Source organism: Plantactinospora sonchi (assembly GCF_036422035.1).
In the GTDB taxonomy this organism is placed as follows: Bacteria; Actinomycetota; Actinomycetes; order Mycobacteriales; family Micromonosporaceae; genus Plantactinospora; species Plantactinospora sonchi.
The window spans coordinates 193,069-215,889 of sequence record NZ_JAZGQK010000003.1 but is presented as its reverse complement, the minus strand read 5'-3'; the positions used below and the strand labels follow the sequence as shown (position 1 = coordinate 215,889).

Genomic DNA, 22,821 nt, shown 5'->3' with positions numbered 1-22,821 from the left:
TTCCTCCTGAGATCACGCGTGACGGTTCACGCGGGACGACAACGGTGTGCGTGTGGACTCAGTGTTCGTCGGCGAGCGCGCCCTGCACGTAGCTTGCGCTCAGCACGGTGAAGATGTACGCCTGCAGGACGATGACCAGCGCCTCCAGGAAGGTGATCGCGATCGACACCGCCCAGGACAGCACCGAGATCGGCTTCAGGAAGAACGAGTCGGCGTTCAGGAGCACGAAGCCGCCGAGAGTGAAGACCAGCAGGATGATGTGTCCGGCGAACAGGTTGGCGAACAACCGCAGCGCCAGCGAGACCGGCCGGGCGATGAAGGTCGAGATGATTTCGATCGGGATCAGCAGCGGCTGCATGAACCACGGCGCCGGCGGCATCAGCGAGTGCTTGAAGAACTTCACGAAGCCGTGGTGCCGGATGCCGACCCAGATGAACAGCACGTAGCTGATGATCGCCAGAATCGCCGGGAAGGCGATGTGCGTGTTCGGCGAGATCTGCACACCCGGAATGATCTGCCAGATGTTGTTCATGAGGATGAACACGAACAGCGTGGTGAAGTACGGCGCGAACGCGACGCCCCGGTGGCCGATCATGTCCACCGCGATGTTGTTCCGGACGAAGCCGTAGATCGACTCGGCGATCCACTGCTTCTTCGTCGGCACCAGCTGCGGCTTCCGGTAGCTCAGCAGGAAGAAGATGATCAGGATGCCGACGGACAGCCAGATCAGCGCGGTGAACTTGGTGAACCAGTACGAGTTGTGCGCCCCCCACGGCACGATGGCCGGCAGGAAGAAGTCCTCCACGCTGGGTGGAAACGGAATGTCGCCCTCTGCCGCGAGGACGATCGACTGTCCGATCACCGCGTCCCTTCCCTAGCTAGGGGTGCCAAGTCGGCGGATGACCAGGTAGACGCCCCCGGCCCCGCCGAGCAGGAACCCGATCCCGGTGGCCAGACCACCGGTGTCGAGCCACTGGTCGACCAACCAACCGATGAAACCCCACACCGCCAGACCACCGATGAGGTATCCGAGCGCGGTGTAGCCAGCGCCGGACTCGGGCGGAGGGCCTGAGCCGCCTGCGGGCTGGGGGGTTTGGTCACCGGTCATGACGGCCGAACGATATCAGCCGGGGATACGAGGCTGAGCCTCACCCCCCGCACAACCTCGGTTGTGTGGGCAGATGGGTGGGCGCGTCGTCTCCCCGGCACGCTACTCCGGTTCGGCCCACTCAGGAATGACCGATCACTGACAGTTTGCTGTGCCGTCCCACCTACCGGACAAAAACCCGGCCCGGACGACGCCTCGGTGGCCCGGGACGACCCGACGGCGTCCCGGACGCGCCCGGGACGACCCGACGGCGGCGCGCGGCGAACGTGGACTCAGCCGCCGGTCGCGCGCCGGAGCCGGGCCTGGTGGACCCGGGTGACCCACCAGATGTTCGCCCCGGTCCAGGCGATCACACCGACCACGACACCGGCGCAGAACGGCCGCAGGCCGGCCCAGCCACTGCCGGCCACCGTGGCCATCACCACCCCGAGCAGGCTGAATTTCGCCACGTACATGCCCAGGCCGAAGGGGAGCACCAGATTGGGGTGCACCGAGTCCGCCCAGGCGATCACCAGGGTGGAGATGAGATAACTGAACGTGACCACACCGACGCCGGTGGCCGCCCCGAGCGCGCCGACCCCGCCGGCGAACACCGCACCGACCACGGCGGCGAGGACCAGCAGCGCCAGTGACGCGGCGAGCACCGTCGGCAGGTGTGCCAGCCGCCAGTGCCGCTCCCCCCAGCCGGTGCCGGCCGCCGGCGCCCCGGCCGGGTTCTCCGGCGCGTCGCCGCCGTTCGGCGTGTCGACATCGGTCGCCACGCCGCCGTTGGGCGTGTCGGCATCGGTCGCCACGCCGCCGTTGGGCGTGTCGGCATCGGTCGCCACACCGCCCTCCGCTCCGCCGGCCCGCCCCGTCGACTCAGCCACGGGGGTACGCCGGAAACGCCGTCACCAGTTCGGTGACCTCGGTGGCGACCCGGGTCAGGGTGTCGCTGCCCCCGGGTCCGGCCGGGTCGGTCAGTACCGCCCGGGAGATCAGTTCGGCGATCCGCCGCATCTCCGGCTCCTTCATGCCCTGGGTGGTGACGCTGGGCGTGCCGACCCGGATCCCGGAGGCGACCATCGGCTTCTCCGGGTCGTACGGGATCGCGTTCTTGTTCAACGTGATGCCGGCGGCGTCGCAGCGGGCCTCGGCGTCCCGGCCGGTCACGCCGAGCGTCCGCAGGTCGATCAGGGCCAGGTGGGTGTCGGTGCCGCCGGAGACCGGCCGCATCCCCACCTCGGCGAGGGCGGCGGCCAGCACTTTCGCGTTCTGAACCACCTGGGCAGCGTACGCCTGGAACTCCGGGGACGCCGCCTCGCGCAGCGCCACCGCCTTGGCCGCGACGGCGTGCATCAGCGGACCGCCCTGGGTGAACGGGAAGACCGCCTTGTCGATCCGGTCGGCCAGCGACGCGCGGCACAGGATCATTCCGCCGCGTGGACCGCGCAGCACCTTGTGTGTGGTGGCGCAGACCACGTCGGCGTACGGCACCGGGGACGGGATCGCCTGACCGGCGACCAGCCCGACGAAGTGGGCCGCGTCGACCATCAGGTACGCCTCGACCTCGTCGGCGATCTCCCGGAACCGGGCGAAGTCGATCAGGCGGGGTACGCCGTCGCGCCACAGATGATCATCTTGGGCCGGTGGGCCAGGGCGAGATCCCGGACCTCGTCGTAGTCGATCACCTCGGTGTCCCGGCGTACCCGGTAACCGACCGTGCTGAACCACCTGCCGGAGAAGTTGACCCGACTGCCGTGGGTGAGGTGTCCACCGTGCGGCAGCTCCATCGCCAGCACCGTGTCACCGGGCTGGACCAGCGCGGCGTACGCGGCCAGGTTGGCGCTCGCCCCGGAGTGCGGCTGCAGGTTCGCGTGCTCGGCCCCGAACAACGCCTTCGCCCGGTCGATGCCGATCTGCTCGGCCCGGTCCACCTCGGCACACCCGCCGTAGTACCGCCGGCCCGGGTAGCCCTCGGCGTACTTGTTGGTCAGGGTCGAGCCGAGGGCGGCCAGCACCGCCGGCGAGGTGAGGTTCTCGCTCGCGATCAACTGCAGCCCGGCACGCTGCCGGTCCAGCTCACCCACGACCACTCCGGCGATCTCCGGGTCGGTCCTGGTCAGTTCGTCGAAATCCGGCCCCCAGAACAGGGTCACCCCACCACCCCACAACACCCACGGCCACCCATCCCCCGAGTGTAAGGAAGGGCCCCTTGTTATCGCTTTCTGTAGAGGAAGGGGCCCTTCCTAACACCACAGCCAGCCGGCGTGCCGGGGTGTGCGGCGGGTCGGGGTGTGTGGCGGGCCGGGGTGTGTGGCGGGCTGACGGGCCGGCGTGTGTGGCGGGCCGGCGTGTGCGCGTGGCGTCAGGGGCGGGCGACGGCGCTGGGCGGGGGCGCGGGAGGGGGCACGACGGCGGTCGGCGCTGGTGCGAGGGGACGCGGCACGACGGCGGTCGGGCGTGGTGCGACGGGACGCGGCACGACGACGGTCGGGCGCGGGACCACCGGACGCGGCACGGTCACGGTCGGGCGGGGCGCGGTCGGCACCGGTACCGGAGGCACGGGTGCACCGCCCGCCGGCGGCGGCACCGTCGGATTCGGCGGGGGAACCGGCACGGGTGGCACGGCACCGGGAGGCACGGCCGGGCCGGCACCGGGCGGCGGAGCCAGGTCGTCCGCGCTGGTCCCGAGGGCGATCTCCCGTCCGGGCGCGGTGAAGGGTCGCCGGGGCTGGTCCCGCAGGGCGAAGGCCATGGTGTGCGCCACGGCGGCGATCACCTGCCGCTGCACCGCCTGCCCGACGGCGTCACCCGGGTCGTCCGGGTTGGCGGCGATCGCGGCCGCGGCGAGCTGTGGGGTGAAGGCGACGAACGTCTCGGTCGCGTACCCCTCGGCACTGCCGGTCTTGCCGGCCACCGGCTGGTCGCCGAGGATCCGGGTCACCTCCGGCGCGCTGCCGCCGTTGCACTGGCCGTACGCGGAGGGGTTGCCGACCGGGCAGCGGGCCGCGTCGGTGGCCGCCCGGGCGATCTCCGGGCTGAGCATCTTTCCGCAGCTGGGCTTGGACACCGGCAGTGGCCGGCCGGTCGGGTCGAGGATCGCGGCCACCGGCAGCGGTTTGCAGTACGTCCCCTCGGCGGCCAGCGTCGCGTACGCGTTGGCCAGGTCCAGCGGGGTGGTGGCGGAGACCCCGAGGGTGAACGCCCCCCACTTGTCCGTCCCGTACGTCGCCAGCCGGGCGTCACTTTCGGCCCGGAAGACGATGCCCAGCCGCTCCGCCATCCGTACCGCCCGGTCGACGCCGATCCGTCCGGCCAGGGCCACGAAGTAGGTGTTCACCGAGCGTCCGAAGGCGGTCCACATGGTGTGGTAGCCGTTCATCCAGGCGGGGTTGGCGTTGGCCGGGCACCAGTACCCGCCGCAGCTGCTCGGCCCGTCGACCGGGTAGTCGGTGACCAGCCGGCCCGGGGCGACGTAGCCGGCCCGCAGCGGGATCCCCGCCTCCAGGGCGGCGAGCAGGGTGAAGATCTTGAAGGTGGAGCCCGCCTGGTAGCCGACGATGTCGCCGCCACCGGCGATCAACTGGTTCACCGTGTTCGGATAGTTGCCCTGGCCCGGCGGGTTCGGGTCGAGCCGGTAGTTCCGGTTGACCGCGAAGGCCAGGATCCTGCCGGTACCGGGCTGTACCACCGCCATCGGCATGGCACGCCGGTTGTCGCGGTCGTACACCTGCAGGGTCTGGGTCATGGCGGCGGCCTGCACCGTCAGGTCGAGGGAAGCGGTGATCTTGTAGCCGCCCCGGCGCAGGTTCTGCCGTCGTTCCTCGACGGTGGTGCCGAACGCCGGATTGGCGTTCCACCACTGCCGGAAGTAGTCGCAGAAGAAACCCCAGTCGGAGTGGTCGTCGGGGATTCCGGCGCAGTCGTTCGGCTCCGCCCCGGGCCGCAGTCCGAGCGGGGCGGCCTGGGTACGGGTCGCGGTGTCGGCGGTGATCACGCCCGTCTCCGCCAGTTGTGCCAGCACGTACCCGCGCCGGGTCAGGGCGGCGTCGGTGTCGCCGCCGATCGGGGTGTCCGTCTCCGGTGACCGGACCAGCCCGGCGAGCAGCGCCGCCTCGGGCAGGGTCAGCCGGCTGGCCGGTTTGGAGAAGTAGCGTTGGCTGGCCGCCGCGATCCCGTACGCCCCGGCGCCGAAGTAGGCGATGTTCAGGTAGCGGCTCAGGATCTCGTCCTTGCTCAGCCGCCGTTCCAGGGCCAGCGCGTACCGCATCTCCTGGATCTTGCGTCCGGCGTTCGTGGCGACCGCCTCGGCCCGCTGCTCCGGGGTGAGGTTCGGGTCGCTCTTGAGCACGTTGCGGACGTACTGCATGGTCAGCGTCGAGGCGCCCTGGCGTACCTCGCCGCCGGCCCGGTTGGCGACCAGGGCCCGGATCACCCCGCGCAGGTCGACCCCGCCGTGCTCGTGGAACCGGGCGTCCTCGGCCGCCACGATGGCCTGCCGCATCACCGGGGCGACCTGGTCGAGCGGGACGTTCGTCCGGTTCTCGTCGTAGAACGAGGTGATCAGCGTCCGGCCGTCGTTGGCGTAGAGGTAGGACCGCTGGGCGGTCGGCGGCACCCGCAGGTCCTGCGGCAGGTCCTCGTAGCGGGCGCCGACGGACTTCAGCCCCACCGCTGCCACCGCGTAGACGGGCAGCAGCGCGGCGGCCAGGATCGTACCGGCGAGCACCCCGGCCAGGGTCAGGGTCCAGAGCTGGTTGAGCCGCAGCCGCAGCATGGGCGCTCCTCGGGCGGAAACAGGCAGGCGTACGACGCGGCCAGGTGGGCCGGTCCCCCGCCAGCCTGCCGGCCGATTTCCGGCGTCGCACCCGTTTCGTGTCAATCCGGGGCGAATTCACGGTTCGGGGTGACTCACCCCAGCGGCGCCGTCCGACCCCAGACCGGGCAGGGCAACCGCCCCCGGTTCCCTCCGCAACGGCGAGCCCGGCCCGCCTTCGGCCCTGCCCGGCAGGCGGGGCGCCGTTGCCCCGCCTGCCGGGCTGTCACCACATCCGCGAGCCAGCGCGGGAACTTCGAACGCCGGGAACCGTGTCACGCGTTGTCGGATCACGACTGTCCCAGGAAAGCCCGGGTTCAGGCGACGTAGCGCCGACGTCGGACCAGCCGGTGACTGAGCACGAGGAGCGCCAGGCCGAGGCCGATCATGACCAGGGCGATGGTGACATAGCTGGAGATTCGGCTGCCGGTGACGGGCAGGACGGGGCCGACCGTGATGGTGGCCGTGGCGGGGGCGCCGGGGCCGCTCTCGACCGACGTGACGGCAAGGGTCGTGTTGACCTTGGTTCCGGTGGTGGTGCCGGTGACGTTGACCGACACTGTGCAACTCCCGCCTGCCGGCAGGGTCGCGGTGAACAGGCTGATGCTGCTGCTACCGGGATCCGCGACGACGGTGCCTGAGGCGCAGTTGGTCTGCGCGGCGTTGGGCGTGGCGACCACCAGTCCGGAAGGAAGGTTGTCGACGAAGCTGACACCGGTCAGGGCCGTAGCCGCGTTGGGGTTGGTCAGCGTGAAGACCAGTGAGGTCGTCCCGTTGCGGCGGATGGCAGCGCTTCCGAAAGCTTTGGCGAACTCCGGCGCCGCGGCGGCCTGCACCGTGACGCTCGCCAGGGCGGGGGTGCCCGGGCCGCTCTCGTTCGAGTCGACCGGGCCGCTCGAATTGACCTTCGTACCGCTGGTGGTGCCGGTGACGTTGACCGAGAAGGTGCAACTTCCGTCGGCCGGCAACGTCGCCCCGGTCAGGCTGATGGTGCCGCTGCCGGCCGTCGCGGTGATCGTGCCACCACCACACGAACCGGTCAGGCCGTTCGGCGTGGCCACCACCAACCCCGCCGGCAGGGCGTCACTGAAGTTGACCCCGGTCAGCGCCGTGACGGTGTTGGGGTTGCTGAGGGTGAAGGTCAGCGCCGTCGTCCCGTCGGACGGGACGGTCGTGTCCGCGAACGCCTTGGTGATCGTGGGTGCGATGACAGCCCTGACCGTGATGCTCGCGAAGGCGGCGGCACCGGGACCACTCTCGTTCGAGTCGACCGGACCGCTCGAATTGACCTTCGTACCGCTGGTGGTGCCGGTGACGTCGACCGAGAAGGTGCAACTCCCACCAGCCGGCAACGTCGCCCCGGCCAGGCTGATGGTGCCGCTGCCGGCCGTCGCGGTGATCGTGCCACCACCACACGAACCGGTCAGACCGTTGGGTGTGGCCACCACCAACCCGGCAGGCAGGGTGTCGCTGAAGTTGACCCCGGTCAACGCCGTACCCGTGTTCGGGTTGCTGAGGGTGAAGGTCAGCGCCGTCGTCCCGTCGGACGGGACGGTCGGGTCCTCGAACGCCTTGGTGATCGTCGGCGGGGCGACGACCGGCGCGGCGACGGCGACACTCGCCGAGGCGGCGGCACCCGGGCCGCTCTCGTTCGAGTCGACCGGACCGCTCGAATTGACCTTCGTACCACTGGTCGTGGCGGTGACGTCGACCGAGAAGGTGCAGCTCCCACCAGCCGGCAACGTCGCCCCGGCCAGGCTGATGGTGCCGCTGCCGGCCGTCGCGGTGATCGTGCCACCACCACACGAACCGGTCAGGCCGTTCGGCGTGGCCACCACCAACCCCGCCGGCAGGGCGTCACTGAAGTTGACCCCGGTCAACGCCGTACCCGTGTTCGGGTTGGTCAGCGTGAAGTCCAGCGTCGTCGTCCCGCCGACCGGAATGGTGGCGTCCTCGAACGCCTTGGCGATCGTCGGCGGCGCGACCACTTCGGCACCGACCGCGACACTCGCCGAGGCGGCGGCACCCGGACCACTCTCGTTCGAGTCGACCGGACCGCTCGAATTGACCTTCGTACCACTGGTCGTGGCGGTGACGTCGACCGAGAAGGTACAACTCCCACCAGCCGGCAACGTCGCCCCGGCCAGGCTGATGGTGCCGCTGCCGGCCGTCGCGGTGATCGTGCCACCACCACACGAACCCGTCAGGCCGTTGGGTGTGGCCACCACCAACCCGGCAGGCAGGGCGTCACTGAAGTTGACCCCGGTCAACGCCGTACCCGTGTTCGGGTTGGTCAGCGTGAAGTCCAGCGTGGTCGTCCCGCCGACCGGGATGGTGGCGTCCTCGAACGCCTTGGCGATCGTCGGCGGTGCGACGACCGGGGCGGCGACGGTGACGCTCGCCGAGGCGGCAGCACCCGGGCCGCTCTCGTTCGAGTCGACCGGGCTGCTCGTGTTCACCTTCGTACCACCGGTGGTGCCGGTGACGTTGACCGAGAAGGTGCAACTCCCACCAGCCGGCAACGTCGCCCCGGCCAGGCTGATGTTGGTGCCACCGGCGGTCGCGGTGATCGTGCCACCACCACACGAACCGGTCAGACCGGCGGGACTGGCGACCACCAGACCCGCCGGAAGCGCGTCGGTGAAGTTGACCCCGGTCAACCCCGTACCCGTGTTCGGGTTGGTCAGCGTGAAGCTCAACGACGTCGACCCACCGGCCGGGATGATGGCGTCCCCGAATGCCTTGGAGATGGTCGGCGGTGCGATGGACGGAGCACAGAACGGCCGGGTGATCGTGTTGTGGATCAGCGTGACGGCGCCGTTGCGGGCCAACACCCGCCCCGCCACGGTCGCCCCCTCGCCCAGCGTCGCCGACTGCAACGCCAGGATCGTGCCGACAAACACCGTCCTGGTGTTCAACGTCGCCGAGCTGGTCACCTGCCAGAACACATTGCACGCCTGCGCACCACGGGTCAGGACAACCCGACTGTCCGTCGCGGTGATCAGATCGGATCCCGCCTGGAATATGAACACCGAGTTGGGATCGTTCTGCCCGTCCAGGGTCAGCGTCCCGGTCAGGGACATCGTCGCCGGCGACCGGTACACCCCCGCGACCAACGTCTGACCACCAAGATCCGCGCTCACCGTCGCGGTCGCCGGCTGGGCCGCCGCGAAGTTGTACGCCGTCGTCAGCGCGGCCTGGGCCTGCATCGCCTCGGTATCGCCAACGTGAATCTCACCGTTCACCACGGGAGCACCGGTCAACGAGGTTCCCGGCCAGACACCCAGGTCCCCGTTGATGGTCGAAGGACCGACCGGAGGCGGAACGTCCGTGACCGCCTGGCCCGCCAGCACCCCGTACGTCTCGGCGACCCCCAACGGCACCGGAGGCTGAGCCCACGCCGCCGGCATCCCGACGAGCCCAACGAGGATCGTCGTAGCGCCGATCACCCCTGCCATCGACGCAGTAGACCAACGGCGTGCACGACGCGTGCGAGCCACACGGTTCACCGTCACGGACTTCCCCCACCAGTCAAGATCCCGCACCGGGCCGGATCGTCTCCTAATAGGGCGTAACGATGCCAATTGCAATAAGTCACTCTCAATGGGACAATGTCCGCTGTTCGCCGTCGGCTGCGCCGGCAGTGCACCCAGGTGGGGGTCCGACCGTACGAGCGGAGGCGGACGGACCCGGCGGGTCTCTGTCCACACCGGGTCCGACGAGGGGTGCCGTCGAGAGCGGTCAGACCGGTTGGCGGGACACGACTGCGCGGACCGCCTCGATCAGGGCGGCCGTGCGGGGGTCCGGGTCCAACGTGACGCGGAGTCCGTTCATCACGTACCCGAAGGCGATGCCGCTGGCCGTGTCGGCGTAGCCGAGCGAGCCGCCGTAGCCGGGGAAGCCGAAGGCGGTGGGCGAACACCACGGCTGGTCCGGCAGCGGCAGGCCGAACCCGAGCGCGGGCCGGGTCGGCATCATCAGCACCCGGTCGATTCCGCTGGCCTGCTCGCGGGTGGCGGCGGCGAGGGTGGCCGCGTCGAGGATCCGGACGCCGTCGACCTCCCCGATCAGCCCGGCGTAGAAGCGGGCCAGTGACGAGGCGGTGCAGATGCCGTTGCCCGCCGGGATCTCCGCCGCCCAGGTACGTGGATCGGTGAGGTCGAGCGGCGGGTCGGTCACGTTCACCGACCGGACCATCAGCGACGTCGGATCGGTGTACGTGGCGAGCGCTTCCCGCACCACCTCCGGCAGCGCCTCGACAGCGGGTGGGGCGGTCGGCTGCTCCACGGTCCGGGCCACCCGGTGTGCCTCGCTGGCGGGTAGGCCGATCCAGAAGTCCAGGCCGAGCGGCTTGGCTATCTCGTCGGCGAAGTACGTGCCGAGGCTGCGGCCGGAGACCCGACGGACCACCTCACCGACCAGCCAACCATAGGTGATTCCGTGGTAGCCGTGCGCGGTACCCGGTTGCCAGACGGGTGCCTGGGCGGCCAGCGCGGCGACGACCGGCTCCCAGGTCAACGCCTGCTCCAGCGGCACCGGACGGTCGAGTACCGGCAGCCCTGCCTGGTGGGACAGGAGCCAGCGGACCGGGATGTCGCCCTTGCCGGCCGCCGCGAACTCCGGCCAGTACTCGGCGACGGGTGCGTCCAGGTCGAGTTGCCCGCGCTGGACCAGCAGGTGCGCGCAGGCGGCGGGGACGCTCTTGGTGGTCGAGTAGACCACCTGAAGGGTGTCTTCCCGCCAGGCGCGACCGGTGGCGGGGTCGGCGACCCCGCCCCAGAGCCGCACCACCTCCCGGCCGTGCCGGTAGACGCTGAGGGCCGCACCGATCTCGGACCGCGTTTCGAAGTTCGCCAGGAACGCCTCCCGAACCGGCTCGTAACCCGCCGCGACGGTGCCACTGACCACGGACATGCGCTTCTCCTCCCGCAGAGTCGGGCCCGGACGACAACCAGCCCGAACAGGTACGTCAGGCTACCCTGACATCGTAAGTCAGGGAACCCTGACAACAATATGCTTGCGGGATGGCGGAGGAGTTGGTTGCGGGGCACGCGGACCTCATCGCGTTCCGGTTGCCGGACGGGACGTTGAGTACCGCCGCCGCAGCACCGGCCGGCACCGTCGGCTACCGGGCCCGGTGCAGTTGCGGTTGGGTCGGCACCGGTGACTACCCGGCCGCCGAGGAGGGGCGCTGGATGGCCACCCACGAGTGGAGTGGACACGTCAAGCCGATCCTGGCCGCCACTCCGCCCGGCTGGCTGTTGAACCGCGCCGACAGTCTTCGGGACAACGTCGCGGAGCTGGCCACCACCTGGCCGTTGCAGGCGCTCGGCATCCTCGCCGAGGTGGAACGCTGGCAGCGGCCGCTGACCGAACGGGCCGTGCTGGCGGCGCGGGAGGCCGGGCTCTCCTGGGCTGAGATCGGCAAGGCGCTCGGCATCAGCCGGCAGTCGGCGCACGAGCGGTTCCGCAACGTCGCACCGGCCAAGCCACCCGCCTGAGGCACCCGGCGACGCCCTGGGTCACGCCGACAGCTCGCGTCTTCCTGGTCTGGGGTGCGTCGCGGGTGCCGCTCGCCGGCGGGCCGTCGCGAACCACCGCCGTCGAGCGCACCGTCGTCGAGGGCAGCGCCGTCGAGCGCAGCGCCATCCGCAGGTGGCGGTCACCTCGGCGCTCCGGGCTGCCCTCCGAACAATTCGGACGGAGGGTCAGCGGTGCGACTTCGCCAGGTTGACGAACGCCCGCCAGACGGCCGGACCGAAGGCCAGCGTCCCGCCGTCCCGGTCCTTGGTGTCCCGGACCAGCACCACGCCGGGCAGGTTGTCCGCCACCTCGACGCAGGACCCACTGTCGCTGCGCGTCGACTTGTGCCAGTTCGGGGTGGTGATCAGGTCCATTTCTCCGCCGTCCTCATGATCAGTTCCAGGCTCTGGTTACCGGGCAGAGCGTAGTCCCGGATCGCCTCCCAGGCGCCTTCCAATTCGGTCGTCGCCTCCGGGCTCTCCACCAGTCGACCCTCCAGATATCCCTCCAGGAAGCCGACGGACCGGCCCTCCACGGACGCGAGCACCAGCGGACCGTTCAGCCCGACGTAGGCGCCAGCGTCGAACGGCACCACCTGGACCCGCACGTGCGGCTGCTCACACGCCGCGACCAGGGCCTTCAGTTGGTCGCGCATCACCTCGGCGTCGCCGACCCGGCGGTGCAGCACGCCCTCGTCCAGCACGGCGACCAACCGGCAGGGATCGGGCCGGCGACGCAGGATCTCCTGCCGGCCGAGCCGGGTCGCCAGCATGGCGTCCACGGTGTCCGGCTGGAACCGGTAACCCTGGAGAACGGCCCGGGCGTACGCCTCGGTCTGCAGGATGCCCGGCACCAGCAGCGGATGGTAGACCCGGAGCAGGCTCGCCCGGCCCTCGTGCTCGACAAACGGCCGGTACCAGACCGGGACGAGTTCCTCCGTCACGAACATCCGGTAGAACTCCATCAACGCGGTCCCGAACGCCCGATCAACAGATGCCAGATAGTCCGGCAACGCCGCCCGCTCGCCGCGCTCGACCGCGCCGACATGCTTGGCCGAGAAGTGGATCCGCTCGCCCCACGCCTCCTGGGTCAGCCCGAGAACTTCCCGCGTCCAGCGAAGCTCCTTTACCAGATATTGACTCGCAGACATAGGATTTCACGTCCCCCAAATCACTTCGGCCCTGATGGTCATTTCGGTCGGCGCGCCTGCGGCTTTCCCGTACGCACCAATCATCTTCCGCCGATGGCGGGAGCCGGTCCAGAGTGGATATCGACGGAATCGAAAAGCCCAACGCGTCGGGGTGATCGCGTTCCCCTCCGCGCTCCCCGTGGGCCGCATTCCGTCGGCGGGGGCCGCCCACCGGCAAGGCCCGTACCGGCATCAGCCCGATGACGCCGGTATCGAGCGTGGCGGTCCCCGCCTCCCACACATTCGGAAACCCGGAAAGGCGGCGGCATTGTGAAAAGACACCGGAGAGACTGGCGACGACTCTGGCGCTACTGCTGGTGCGGATTCCGCTGGACCTGTCCGGACGCGACACCCGTCGTACCGATGCCGTTCAACCCCGATCCGACCCCGACAAGATCGCGCAACCAGCGAACGGTGTGGAACAGGCCGGCCGGGATCTCTGGGCGCAACCAGCGACCGGCCTGGGATGGCCCGACCGGGTTCGGCCATCGGGTCGGCCGGGCCGGCCGACTCACCCCGGCCCAGCAGTCCCGCACCACCGCCACCGCCACCAGCGCCCGCGCCGCCGCCGGCAGCCCCCGCGCCGCCGCCGCCAACACACACTGAGATGGGCGTGGTGGTGATGCGAGCACTGAGGCGACTCGACGACCCCGACCGCGAGCACGTCCCCCAACGGCCCAGTTGGACGTGCCGCGACTGCCACGACGACTGGCCCTGCCGGACTGCCAGGACGCAACTGCCGGCACAGTTCCGACTCGACCCGCTGGCCCTCTTCGTCTACCTCGGCATCTGCCTCTACGAGGCGACCGAGGACCTCTACAAACTGCACCCGAATCCTGGACCCGACCCGGCCGCCCTGCACGCCCGGTTTCTCGGCTGGGTACCGGAACGCCGCCTCGTCGTCGGTGCCCTCGCCCGTCGCTTCGCCGCCGGCTACCCGACCCGTCCCCCACCTGGGACAGAGGCGGCCGGCCCGACCGGAAGCACAGAGCCATGACATTGCGAGGACGAGGCCATCACAGGCACCGGCGCCCGCCCCCGCACGGCGGGCTCACCGCACCCGATCACTGGGCCTCGATCACACCCGTCGCCAGCAGCACAATCAGTAGCAGGCCCAGCGCCACCCGGTAAACGATGAAGATGCTGTACGAGTGCCGGGCGATGAACCGCAGCAGCCAGGACACCGAAAAGTACGCCACCACGAAGCTGACCGCCGTCGCCACCAGCGTGTTCGTCCAGCCCACGCCGTCGGCGATATTGCCCGCCTCCTCCACACCCTGTAGCAGCGACGCGCCCAGCAGCGCCGGGATGGACAGGAAGAACGACAACTTTGTCACCGTCACCCGGTCCAGGTCACGCAGCAGGCCCGCCGACATCGTCGCCCCCGAGCGCGACACCCCCGGAATCAGCGCCAGGCACTGCACCGTCCCGATGATCAGCGAGTCCTTCCAGGTCACGTCATTCTCGTGCCGCGCCTGCGTAGCCGCGTGATCGGCGAACGCCATCGCCCCACTCCACACGATCAGCGCCCCGGCCACGACCCACAGGCTCCGCAACGTCGTCTCGATCGTGTCCTTGAACAGCAGCGCCACGATCACGATCGGCAGCGACCCCAGGATCACCGCCCAACCGAACCGGTAGCCCGGATCAGTCCTCGCCGCCGCCGAGAACAGCCCTCGGAACCAGGCCGGCACGATCCGCGCGATGTCCTTACGCAGGAACAGGATCGTAGCCAGCACCGCACCCGACTGAATGATCACCGTGAATGCGGTGATGTCAGGATCGTCCAGTTCGTACCCGAGCAGCTTCTCCAGGATGGTGAGGTGGCCTGTGCTCGACACAGGCAGGAACTCGGTGAAACCCTCCACCGCGCCGAGCAGCACCGCTTCGAAGATGTTCAAGCCTGACCGCCTTTGATCCCGTTCTGGGCGGGCCTGAGCATAGTGGCAGTGATCATGCTCCGCCGCACCGGATTGCCGAGCCGTACCGACACCGCCGAGAGCTGGGCACGATGGGCACGACGACCCGGGCGCAATGCACCGCACACAGCAGCAACGCGGCGTCCAGCGAGGGCCCGCCCACGGATCCGGCGGCTCAGGGCAGGAGTACGGCCGCCAGCGGCTGGACGGTCTCCTCGATCTCGTCCGCCACCCGGCTGAAGCACTGCTCCCCCCGACCCCACGGGTCGTCGAGATCGTCCGCCGGCAGCGGCGACGCGTGGCTACGGGCGGCGTGCACCGCCTCGACCAGGGCCACCCCTCGGGCGTACACCTCGTCCGGGGTGTCCCCGGCCGGCGGCAGCGCGCCCGCGTCCACGCCGGCCAGCAGCCGACCGAACTCCCCCAGCACAAACGTCCGGCCGGCCGCGTCCGGGCGCAGCGCCACCACGTACTCCTGCTGGTCGGCGGTGGCGGTGAGCACCAGATCGGCGGCGTCGATGTGCTCGGAGCGGAGCTTGCGGGCACCGAAGTCCTCGGTGTCGCCGCCCCGGGCCCGCACCTGCCGGGCAGCCGGCGGGTTCATCTCCTCGCCCGCGTGCCAGCCACCCGTGCCGGCACTGTGGCTGTGCACGAGCTGGTCCGCCAGCGTGGCGTCGACCGGGGCAGCCCCGGCACCGACCCGCCGGGCCAGGCGTTCCCGTACGGCGAGCGCGAGCAGCCGCTCCGCCATCGGCGAACGGCAGATGTTGCCCATGCAGACGTGCAGGACGGTGAACGGCGGCATCACCGCGCGTCCTCGATACCTTCGATGTCCGGTACCACGTCACGGAGCTTCTCCAGCGGGATCGCACCCTGCCGGAGCACCCGGGGCACCTCGCCGGTCAGGTCGACGATGGTGCTCGGCACCGGATCCGGGCACGGCCCGGCCTCCAGGTAAGCGCGCACCGAGTAGCCGAGCTGCTCCCGCGCCTCCTCGGCGGTCACCGCTGGCGGCTGCCCGGTCTTGTTCGCCGACGAGACCGCCATCGGACCCGTCTCGCGCAGCACCTCCAGGGCGACCGGGTGCAGCGGCATCCGCACCGCGACCGTGCCGTTGGTCTCGCCGATGTCCCACTGGAGGCTCGGCGAGTGCTCGACCACGATGGTCAGCGCCCCCGGCCAGAACGCGTCGGCCAGTTCCCGGGCGGCGGCGGGCAGCATGAAGACCAGCCCGTCCAGGGTGCGCCGGGAACCGACCAGCACCGGCGGCGGGTGGTGCCGGTCCCGTCCCTTGGCGTTCAGCAGTGCCTTGACCGCGTACGGAGTGAACGCGTCCGCACCGATCCCGTAGACCGTGTCGGTCGGCAACACGACCAGCTCGCCGTTCTTGACCGCCTCGATCGCCGCGGCGATGCCTCGGTCCCGGTCTGCCACCGACCGGCAGTCGTAGAGCATCACGAGGAGCCAGTCTGCCACGCCGTGCCGCCCACCGTGCCACGGGTGCGGTCCGATCCCAGCCCGGCTTCGTTCCGCCGGGCGGTGACGTACCGGGGGCGACCCACCAGGTCGGCATGATCGAGAACGTCGATGAACCGCCCATCCGTACGCAACAGGGCCGGAACCGCCTCGCCGTGGGTGTCGTCGTGTTCGATACCCAGCACGCCGCCGACCCTCAGCAGCCGGGCGGCGGTCGCCACCACCTGCCGGATCACCACCAGTCCGTCCGGGCCGCCGAAGACCGCCTCCGCCGGGTCGTGCCCGGCGACCTCCGGCCCCACCACGGTCCCGTCCGGCACATACGGCGGATTGCAGAGCAGCACGTCCACCCGGCCGGTCAGCTCGGGCAGCAGTGCCGGATCGGCGACATCCCCCTCGACCACCTCGATCGGCGGGTCACCGGCCCGGGCCCGGTCGTCGGCGTTGCGATTCAACCAGGCCAGGGCGGCGGCGGACCGCTCCACCGCGACCACCCGCGCCCCGGGGACCTCCCCGGCGATCGCGAGCGCGATCGCCCCGGACCCGCTGCACAGGTCGACCACCACGGGACCGGACGTCGGGGGGGGGGGGGGGGGCGCCCGCCCGGGGTGGGGCCCCCCCCCCCCCCCCCGGGGGGGGGGGGGCCCCCCCCGCCCCCCAAGCTCGCCCGCGCCCACCGGACCGCCCGGAACCCCAAGCTCGCCCGCGCCCACCGGACCGCCCGGAACCCCGGGCTCGTCCGCGCCCCCCGGCTCGGGCGGCGAGACCGCCCGGGCCTGCTCGACCCCCCAACCGGCGAGCAGCTCCGTCTCCGGACGGGGCACAAAAACCCCCGGCCCGACCGCCAACTCCAGATAACGGAACGCCGCGGTGCCGAGCAGGTACTGCAACGGCTCCCGACGCAGCCGCCGGGCCACCAGCTCACGCAACCGGTCCAACTGCTCCGGCGACAGCGGATCGGCGAGCACCAGCGCGGCCCGCGACACGCCGACGACGTACCCGACCAGCAGCTCGGCCTCGACGCGGGCCGGCTCGACCCCGGCCTCGGCCAGCGCGGACGCCGCCTCGGCGACCGCGACGGACGGCCGGGTCCCATCCGTCCGTTCCTGATGATGCCGGGAAATGTGGGTCACGACATAATCATGAAACGTCGGCCGGGGATCATCTCGTCCCGGGTGTGTTTCCGCGACAGGAACAACCGCGTTCCCGCTTTCGGGCGACCGTGGTGCCGCCCCGTCCCGACGCCAGTCTCGGACCGGTCGGGCACCCTGGACAGCGGGGTCCAGCCGGGCCGACGGGTCTGCTGGACCGATGGAGGTTCCGCGTGGGTTGGCTCGACCGGGTCGGCGACCAGGCCGAGGCGTTGCGGCAGGGCCGTGCCCTGGTGGAGAGCAGTCGCTCCGCCGAGGCGTGCGTGGCCTTCGATCACGTCCTCAACAGCACGACCGACCCGTACGCCCGGGCCGACGCGCTGGTCCAGCGGCTGTCGGCGGTGCTCAACCTGGGCCGGACCGCCGAGTACACCAGCGCCGTCGAGCAGGCGTTCGACGCGGTACGGGACGTCACCGAGCCGTACCTGCACGGACATCTGCACGCCCTCGCCGCGCTCGCCGCGCACGACCAGGGCGCGCTGGACCGCTGCGTCAGCCACCTGGTGCAGGGTGCCCGGGCGCTCGGCGCGGTGGACGAACCGGACCGGGACACCGCCTGGGGATGGCACGACCTGGCGATGGCCTACTCCTACCTCAGCTTCCACGGCTACGCGCTCGGCGCGATCGAGCGGGCCCGCACACTCGGGCTGGCGGCCGGCATACCCGAGGAGACCTTCGCCGCCCCCGGCATCCGGCTGCGCAACGCGGTGGCGCTCGACCACCACGGCGACAGCGACGGATGCCTGCGCGTGCTCCGCGACATCGGCGCCGACCTGGAACGGTTCGTCGGCTCCGGCACCGCCGGGCGGCTCCGGCCGAGCAGCCGGGCCGCGTACGGCTACGCCCTGGTCCGGCGGGCCGCCCTCGGCGCACCGGTCGAACCGCCACCCCGGTCGGAACTCGATCCGGCGTGGCTGCTCGCCAACGGCGGGGACAGCGCGCGGACCCGGGACATGCGGCAGCTCGGCGAGGCATGCCTGGCCATCGCGGCCGGCCGGTCCGCGCAGGCGCTGTCCCGGCTCGACACGATCAACGTCTCCGCCGAGACGCTGGGCTCGGCCGAACACGCCCGGCTCTGCAGCCTGGCCCACGCCCGGGCCGGCGACCACGCCGCCGCACACCGGGCCGACCGGTACGCGTTCCGGCTGGCGACCCGGCGCAACGACCGGCTCCGGGACGTCTACGTGGACGGCATCGCCGCCCGGATCGAGCACGAGGAGATGCGCCGCGCCGCCGCCCGGTACGAGGGCGAGGCGTTGACCGACCCGCTGACCGGGCTGCCGAACCGACGCCGCCTCGAACGGTACGTGGCCGGCATGGTCGGCAGGGGCGAACGGGCCGTCATCGGCGTCTGTGACCTGGACGGCTTCAAGGCGGTGAACACCGCACACGGACACCACTCCGGCGACCTGGTGCTGCAACGGGTCGCCGGTGTGATCAACCGGGTGATGCGCCGCGGTGACTTCGTGGCCCGCTACGGCGGCGACGAGTTCGTGGTGGTGCTGCCCGGTGCCGGGATGGCCGAGGCCGGTGAGGTGGGTCGGCGGATCCGCACGGCGATCCGGGCCGAGGACTGGGAGTCGCTGGTCCCCGGCACACCGGTCGGGGTGAGTGTCGGTTTCGCCGAGGTGCAGACCGTCGGGGTCGGCACCCGCGACCCGTTCAGCGCCGCGTTCGAACTCGCCGACCGCGAGATGCTCACCGCCAAGGCCGAGGCCCGCGCCGCCGCGTACTGACGGCCGCGACCCGGTGCCGGTGGTAGGGCGATTGGGCGGCGGGAGCCGGTCAGCGGCGGGACAGCTCGGTCTCGCCGGCCAGCCGGGCCGCCCGGTCCGCCTCGGTCAACGCGTCGAGAACGCCGTCCAGCTCGCCGGCGAGCACCAGGTCGAGGTTGTACGCGGTGAAGCCGATCCGGTGGTCGGTGATCCGGTTCTGCGGGAAGTTGTACGTCCGGATCCGCTCCGAGCGGTCGACCGTCCGGACCTGGGAGCGTCGGGCGTCCGAGGCCGCCGCGTCGGCCTGCTCCTGGGCGTTGGCGAGCAACCGGGCCCGGAGGATCCGCATCGCCTGCTCCCGGTTCTGGAGCTGGCTCTTCTCGTTCTGGCAGGAGACCACGATCCCGGTCGGCAGGTGGGTGATCCGTACCGCCGAGTCGGTGGTGTTGACCGACTGGCCGCCCGGGCCGGACGAGCGGAACACGTCGATCCGCAACTCGTTCGGGTCGATGGTGACGTCGACATCCTCGGCCTCCGGCAACACCAGTACGCCGGCCGCGCTGGTGTGGATCCGCCCCTGCGACTCGGTGACCGGGACCCGCTGCACCCGGTGCACCCCGCCCTCCCACTTGAGCCGGGACCAGACGCCGTTGCCGCCCTCCGGTACGCCCTTCGTCTTGACCGCCAGCGAGACGTCCTTCACTCCGCCGAGGTCGGAGTCCTGGGCGTCGATCACCTCGGTGACCCAGCCCTGCCGCTCGGCGTAGCGCAGGTACATCCGGAGCAGGTCGCCGGCGAAGAGCGCCGACTCCTCGCCGCCCTCCCCCGCCTTGATCTCCACGATCACGTCCTTGGCGTCGTGCGGGTCACGCGGGATCAGCAGCTCGGCGAGCCGGGCCTCCAGCCCGGGCAGCGTCGCGGCGATCGACTCCGCCTCGGCGGCGAACGCGGCGTCCTCGGCGGCCAGTTCACGGGCGGCGGTCAGGTCGGCGCGGGCCTGCTCCAGTTCACCGGCGGCCTTGTGCAGCGGGGCGAGTTCGGCGTAGCGCCGCCCCACCCGCCGCGCGGTCGACTGGTCGGCGTGGATCGCCGGGTCGGAGAGCCGCCGTTCCAGCTCGCTGTACTCGTCGAGGAGACCGGCCAGCCGGTCACCACCAGCACTCATGCCCGCTTCTCCTCTACTCGACTGCTCCGCCCGGTCCGTGGCGCACGACACGGCGCCCGCCCCCGGTCACGACCGGAGGCGGGCGCCGTCGACGCAGCTACTTGGCCTTCTTGGCCTGAACCTTGGCGTACTTCTGCTGGAACTTCGCGACCCGGCCGGCGGTGTCCAGCACGCGCTGCTTGCCCGTGTAGAACGGGTGGCAGGCGCTGCAGGTCTCCACGTGGATGGCGCCGCCCTTGGCGGTGCTGCGGGTCGTGAACGTGTTACCGCACGAGCAGGTGACCTCGGTGGTGACGTACTCGGGGTGGATGTTGGGCTTCATGTCGCCTCGGTCCTTTCGTCGATGGTCGCCGGGTCGCCCCTCGACACCCGTACCCGCAGGCCAGAGCTGTGCCTGGCGGGGACGGACTCGGGCGTGAACCGGAACCGGTGGCCGACTGACCAGTGTGCCATGGCGCTGGGGCCGGCCCGAAATCGGGCTGCACACGTGATCCGTGACGGTTAACGTCACTCCTCCCTCACGAATTCCCCCTCAGTTGGAAGGCACACCCGTGACCCGCCCCGCCGCCCTCCCGGTCGCGCCCGGCCCGACCGGGTCCGACCCGAGGGCGTCCGCTCCGGCCGCGTCCGCACCGACCGCGTCCGTCCCGACCGGTGTGCGCCTGCGCGACATCGTCGACCCGATCGCGCTCGACACGGCGATCGCCGAGAAGTTCGTCCGGGTTCAGCGGCATCCCGAGCTGCCACTACTGATCTACAACTACACCGAGGCGTGCGTCTACGCCGCGAACTGGACACCGGAGACACTCGTCTGCCGGGGGCTGATCGTGGACGAGTCGACCGGAACGGTGGTGGCACGCCCGTACCGGAAGTTCTTCAACCACGACCAGCCGGGCGCACCGGAACTCCGACTCGACGCGGAAGCGTCGATAACCGACAAGGCGGACGGCAGCCTCGGTGTGGTGTACCCGACGGGTGACGGTTACGCCGTCGCCACCCGGGGCTCGTTCAGCTCCGCCCAGGCCCGGCACGCCACCGCCGTGCTGCGCGGCCGGTACCCGCACTTCACCCCGCCGCCCGGGCACACCGTACTGGTCGAGATCGTCTATCCGGCGAACCGGATCGTGCTCGACTACGGCGGCCTCGACGACCTGGTGCTGCTCGGCACGGTGGAGATCGCGACCGGCCGCAGCTTCGGCCCGGAGGCGGTCCCGGACTGGCCCGGCCCGGTGGTCGAACGCCTGCCGTACCGGAGCCTCGCCGAGGCGCTGGCCGCGCCGCCCCGGCCCGGCCGGGAGGGGCTGGTCGTGCACTGGCCGGACACCGACACCCGAGTGAAGATCAAATACCCGGAGTACCTCCAACTGCACCGGCTGGTCTTCGGGCTCAACGCCCGCGCCGTCTGGGACCGACTGGTCACCGACGGGGACCTCGCCGCGCTGGTCGAGCCGCTGCCCGACGAGTTCCACGTCTGGGTCCGCGACGTCGTGGCCGCGCTGACCGCGTCCGTCGAGGCCCGGGCCGCGCAGATCGAGCAGGCGTACGGTGAGATCGTGGCCGGGCTGCCCGACGGCTGGACCCGACGCGACTTCGCCGCGCGTGCCGCCCGACACCCCGACGCCGGCCACCTGTTCCTGCGCCTCGACGGCCGGGACTACCGCGCCCGGCTCTGGCAGCAGGTACGCCCGTCGGCGGACTGGACGCCACACGGCCACGAGCCCGACCAGGAGTGACCTCCGGCCAGCCGACGGCAGCCGAGAGCGACCCCGACCAGGAGTGAAGGAATGACCCGACTGATCGCCACCCGCGGGCTGCCCGCCTCCGGCAAGACCACCTTCGCCCGGAAATTGCAGCCGGCGGTGGTCCGGGTGAACCGGGACGACCTGCGCCGGATGCTGCACGGCGAACGGCTCTTCACCCAGTGGGCCGAGGGGCAGGTGACCATCGTGCAGCGGGTCCAGGTGGAGGCACTGCTCAAGGCCGGGATCGACGTCTGCGTCGACGACACCAACCTGCGTTCCCGCACCCTGCGGGACTGGGCACAGCTCGCCGCCCGGTTCGGGGCCACCTTCGAGGTGCACGACTTCACCGACGTACCGGTCGACGAGTGCGTACGCCGCGACACCGAGCGCCCCGAGCAGGACCGGGTCGGCGAGGAGGCGATCCGCCGGCTGCACGAGCGCTACCTGGCCGGCCGTACCCTGCCGCTGCCGGTCCCGACCGCCGAGCAGGGTACGCCGGGCACCGTCTACACCCCGCCGACCGGGGACGCGCCGGAGATCGTGCTGGTCGACATCGACGGCACCGTCGCGCTGCTCGGCGACCGCAGCCCGTACGACATGAGCCGGGTCGGCGTGGACCTGCCGAACACGGCCGTCATCGCGGCGGTCAAGGCGATGCACGCCGCCGGGTACGGCATCGTCTTCTGCTCCGGTCGGGACGCCTCCGCCCGGGCCGACACCGAACGCTGGCTCGCCGCGCACGTCGGGGTGCCGTACCTCGCCCTGCACATGCGCGCGGTCGGCGACGCCCGCAGGGACTCGCTCGTCAAGCGGGAGATCTTCGACCGGGAGATCCGGGACCGCTACCGGGTGGTCGGGGTCTTCGACGACCGGATGCAGGTGGTCCGGATGTGGCGCGCCCTCGGCCTGACCGTGTTCCAGGTCGCCGAAGGCGACTTCTGAAAGGAAGGGCCCTCTTTATCGTTTTTTGTATAGGAAGGGGCCCTTCCTAACAGCGCAGCGGGGCAGCAGCGCCGCGGTCAGGGGTCAGCAGCG

At 71.1% G+C, this 22,821-nt stretch carries 20 protein-coding genes and 1 pseudogene; 6 read left to right on the top strand and 15 right to left on the bottom strand.

Translation table 11 applies throughout. From position 1 onward, the window contains the following. Positions 1-58: 58 nt before the first annotated feature. From atpB to V1633_RS04340, 7 genes and pseudogenes are all read right to left on the bottom strand, one after another. Positions 59-862, bottom strand: a complete 804-nt coding sequence (gene atpB, locus V1633_RS04370) for a F0F1 ATP synthase subunit A (RefSeq protein WP_331212842.1) — start codon at positions 860-862, stop codon at positions 59-61. Positions 863-874: 12 nt separating this feature from the next. Continuing rightward, the gene (locus V1633_RS04365; RefSeq protein WP_331212841.1) at positions 875-1,108 is read right to left on the bottom strand and encodes an AtpZ/AtpI family protein; all 234 of its coding nucleotides are present in this window, start codon (positions 1,106-1,108) and stop codon (positions 875-877) included. A gap of 272 nt (positions 1,109-1,380) precedes the next feature. Further along, positions 1,381-1,770, bottom strand: a complete 390-nt coding sequence (locus tag V1633_RS04360; protein WP_331213136.1) for a hypothetical protein — start codon at positions 1,768-1,770, stop codon at positions 1,381-1,383. 199 nt (positions 1,771-1,969) lie between these two features. Beyond that, positions 1,970-3,246, bottom strand: a pseudogene (locus V1633_RS04355) (serine hydroxymethyltransferase). 209 nt (positions 3,247-3,455) lie between these two features. Then, positions 3,456-5,867 (bottom strand): transglycosylase domain-containing protein, encoded by a 2,412-nt coding sequence (locus tag V1633_RS04350; RefSeq protein ID WP_331212840.1) that lies wholly within the window; start codon positions 5,865-5,867, stop codon positions 3,456-3,458. A gap of 356 nt (positions 5,868-6,223) precedes the next feature. Beyond that, the gene (locus V1633_RS04345; protein WP_331212839.1) at positions 6,224-9,364 is read right to left on the bottom strand and encodes a DUF7933 domain-containing protein; all 3,141 of its coding nucleotides are present in this window, start codon (positions 9,362-9,364) and stop codon (positions 6,224-6,226) included. Positions 9,365-9,647: 283 nt separating this feature from the next. After that, positions 9,648-10,820: a serine hydrolase domain-containing protein gene (locus V1633_RS04340; RefSeq protein ID WP_331212838.1), complete on the bottom strand. Its 1,173-nt coding sequence runs from the start codon at positions 10,818-10,820 to the stop codon at positions 9,648-9,650. 110 nt (positions 10,821-10,930) lie between these two features. Between V1633_RS04340 and V1633_RS04335 the strand changes: the two genes are divergently transcribed. Further along, positions 10,931-11,407 (top strand): hypothetical protein, encoded by a 477-nt coding sequence (locus V1633_RS04335; RefSeq protein WP_331212837.1) that lies wholly within the window; start codon positions 10,931-10,933, stop codon positions 11,405-11,407. 207 nt (positions 11,408-11,614) lie between these two features. On the opposite strand, the gene V1633_RS04330 is transcribed toward V1633_RS04335, so the two are convergent. After that, on the bottom strand, positions 11,615-11,794 hold the full coding sequence (locus V1633_RS04330) for a DUF397 domain-containing protein (protein ID WP_331213135.1): 180 nt from the start codon (positions 11,792-11,794) through the stop codon (positions 11,615-11,617). Further along, positions 11,794-12,579, bottom strand: coding sequence for a helix-turn-helix domain-containing protein (locus V1633_RS04325; protein WP_331212836.1), 786 nt, complete (start codon positions 12,577-12,579; stop codon positions 11,794-11,796). Before V1633_RS04325 ends, V1633_RS04330 begins: the two co-directional genes overlap by 1 nt. A gap of 309 nt (positions 12,580-12,888) precedes the next feature. On the opposite strand from V1633_RS04325, the gene V1633_RS04320 reads away from it, so the two are divergent. Further along, positions 12,889-13,224, top strand: coding sequence for a hypothetical protein (locus tag V1633_RS04320; protein ID WP_331212835.1), 336 nt, complete (start codon positions 12,889-12,891; stop codon positions 13,222-13,224). 16 nt (positions 13,225-13,240) lie between these two features. Then, complete coding sequence (locus tag V1633_RS04315; protein ID WP_331212834.1) at positions 13,241-13,615, top strand: hypothetical protein; 375 nt, start codon at positions 13,241-13,243, stop codon at positions 13,613-13,615. A gap of 67 nt (positions 13,616-13,682) precedes the next feature. On the opposite strand, the gene V1633_RS04310 is transcribed toward V1633_RS04315, so the two are convergent. The 4 genes from V1633_RS04310 to V1633_RS04295 form a co-directional block, all read right to left on the bottom strand. Next, positions 13,683-14,519: an undecaprenyl-diphosphate phosphatase gene (locus V1633_RS04310; RefSeq protein ID WP_331212833.1), complete on the bottom strand. Its 837-nt coding sequence runs from the start codon at positions 14,517-14,519 to the stop codon at positions 13,683-13,685. A 193-nt stretch (positions 14,520-14,712) separates the two neighbouring features. Next, on the bottom strand, positions 14,713-15,342 hold the full coding sequence (locus tag V1633_RS04305; protein ID WP_331213134.1) for an arsenate reductase/protein-tyrosine-phosphatase family protein: 630 nt from the start codon (positions 15,340-15,342) through the stop codon (positions 14,713-14,715). Continuing rightward, positions 15,342-15,992 carry an L-threonylcarbamoyladenylate synthase gene (locus V1633_RS04300; RefSeq protein WP_331213133.1) on the bottom strand — a complete coding sequence of 217 codons (651 nt, stop codon included), beginning with the start codon at positions 15,990-15,992 and terminating at the stop codon, positions 15,342-15,344. Before V1633_RS04300 ends, V1633_RS04305 begins: the two co-directional genes overlap by 1 nt. Beyond that, a complete protein-coding gene (locus tag V1633_RS04295; RefSeq protein WP_331212832.1) occupies positions 15,992-17,146 on the bottom strand; it encodes a N5-glutamine methyltransferase family protein in 1,155 nt (384 codons plus the stop codon). Before V1633_RS04295 ends, V1633_RS04300 begins: the two co-directional genes overlap by 1 nt. A gap of 191 nt (positions 17,147-17,337) precedes the next feature. On the opposite strand from V1633_RS04295, the gene V1633_RS04290 reads away from it, so the two are divergent. Then, the gene (locus tag V1633_RS04290; protein WP_331212831.1) at positions 17,338-18,900 is read left to right on the top strand and encodes a GGDEF domain-containing protein; all 1,563 of its coding nucleotides are present in this window, start codon (positions 17,338-17,340) and stop codon (positions 18,898-18,900) included. A gap of 49 nt (positions 18,901-18,949) precedes the next feature. On the opposite strand, the gene prfA is transcribed toward V1633_RS04290, so the two are convergent. After that, entirely contained in the window at positions 18,950-20,044 is a 1,095-nt protein-coding gene (gene prfA / locus V1633_RS04285; protein ID WP_331212830.1) for a peptide chain release factor 1, read from the bottom strand. Between the two features lie 97 nt (positions 20,045-20,141). Then, entirely contained in the window at positions 20,142-20,366 is a 225-nt protein-coding gene (gene rpmE / locus V1633_RS04280; protein ID WP_120780597.1) for a 50S ribosomal protein L31, read from the bottom strand. A 229-nt stretch (positions 20,367-20,595) separates the two neighbouring features. Here rpmE and V1633_RS04275 point away from each other — a divergent pair, with 229 nt between their 5' ends. Further along, positions 20,596-21,777, top strand: coding sequence for an RNA ligase (locus V1633_RS04275; RefSeq protein ID WP_331212829.1), 1,182 nt, complete (start codon positions 20,596-20,598; stop codon positions 21,775-21,777). Positions 21,778-21,828: 51 nt separating this feature from the next. Next, a complete protein-coding gene (locus tag V1633_RS04270) occupies positions 21,829-22,728 on the top strand; it encodes a phosphatase domain-containing protein (RefSeq protein WP_331212828.1) in 900 nt (299 codons plus the stop codon). The last annotated feature ends 93 nt before the right edge of the window (positions 22,729-22,821 follow it).

Coding starts and splice junctions, on each gene's coding strand:
- V1633_RS04350 (WP_331212840.1), bottom strand. CDS start 5,867: ATGCTGCGGCTGCGGCTCAACCAGCTCTGGACCCTGACCCTGGCCGGG.
- V1633_RS04345 (WP_331212839.1), bottom strand. CDS start 9,364: ATGGCAGGGGTGATCGGCGCTACGACGATCCTCGTTGGGCTCGTCGGG.
- V1633_RS04335 (WP_331212837.1), top strand. CDS start 10,931: ATGGCGGAGGAGTTGGTTGCGGGGCACGCGGACCTCATCGCGTTCCGG.
- V1633_RS04340 (WP_331212838.1), bottom strand. CDS start 10,820: ATGTCCGTGGTCAGTGGCACCGTCGCGGCGGGTTACGAGCCGGTTCGG.
- rpmE (WP_120780597.1), bottom strand. CDS start 20,366: ATGAAGCCCAACATCCACCCCGAGTACGTCACCACCGAGGTCACCTGC.
- V1633_RS04305 (WP_331213134.1), bottom strand. CDS start 15,342: ATGCCGCCGTTCACCGTCCTGCACGTCTGCATGGGCAACATCTGCCGT.
- V1633_RS04325 (WP_331212836.1), bottom strand. CDS start 12,579: ATGTCTGCGAGTCAATATCTGGTAAAGGAGCTTCGCTGGACGCGGGAA.
- V1633_RS04300 (WP_331213133.1), bottom strand. CDS start 15,992: ATGCTCTACGACTGCCGGTCGGTGGCAGACCGGGACCGAGGCATCGCC.
- V1633_RS04270 (WP_331212828.1), top strand. CDS start 21,829: ATGACCCGACTGATCGCCACCCGCGGGCTGCCCGCCTCCGGCAAGACC.
- V1633_RS04315 (WP_331212834.1), top strand. CDS start 13,241: ATGCGAGCACTGAGGCGACTCGACGACCCCGACCGCGAGCACGTCCCC.
- V1633_RS04365 (WP_331212841.1), bottom strand. CDS start 1,108: ATGACCGGTGACCAAACCCCCCAGCCCGCAGGCGGCTCAGGCCCTCCG.
- prfA (WP_331212830.1), bottom strand. CDS start 20,044: ATGAGTGCTGGTGGTGACCGGCTGGCCGGTCTCCTCGACGAGTACAGC.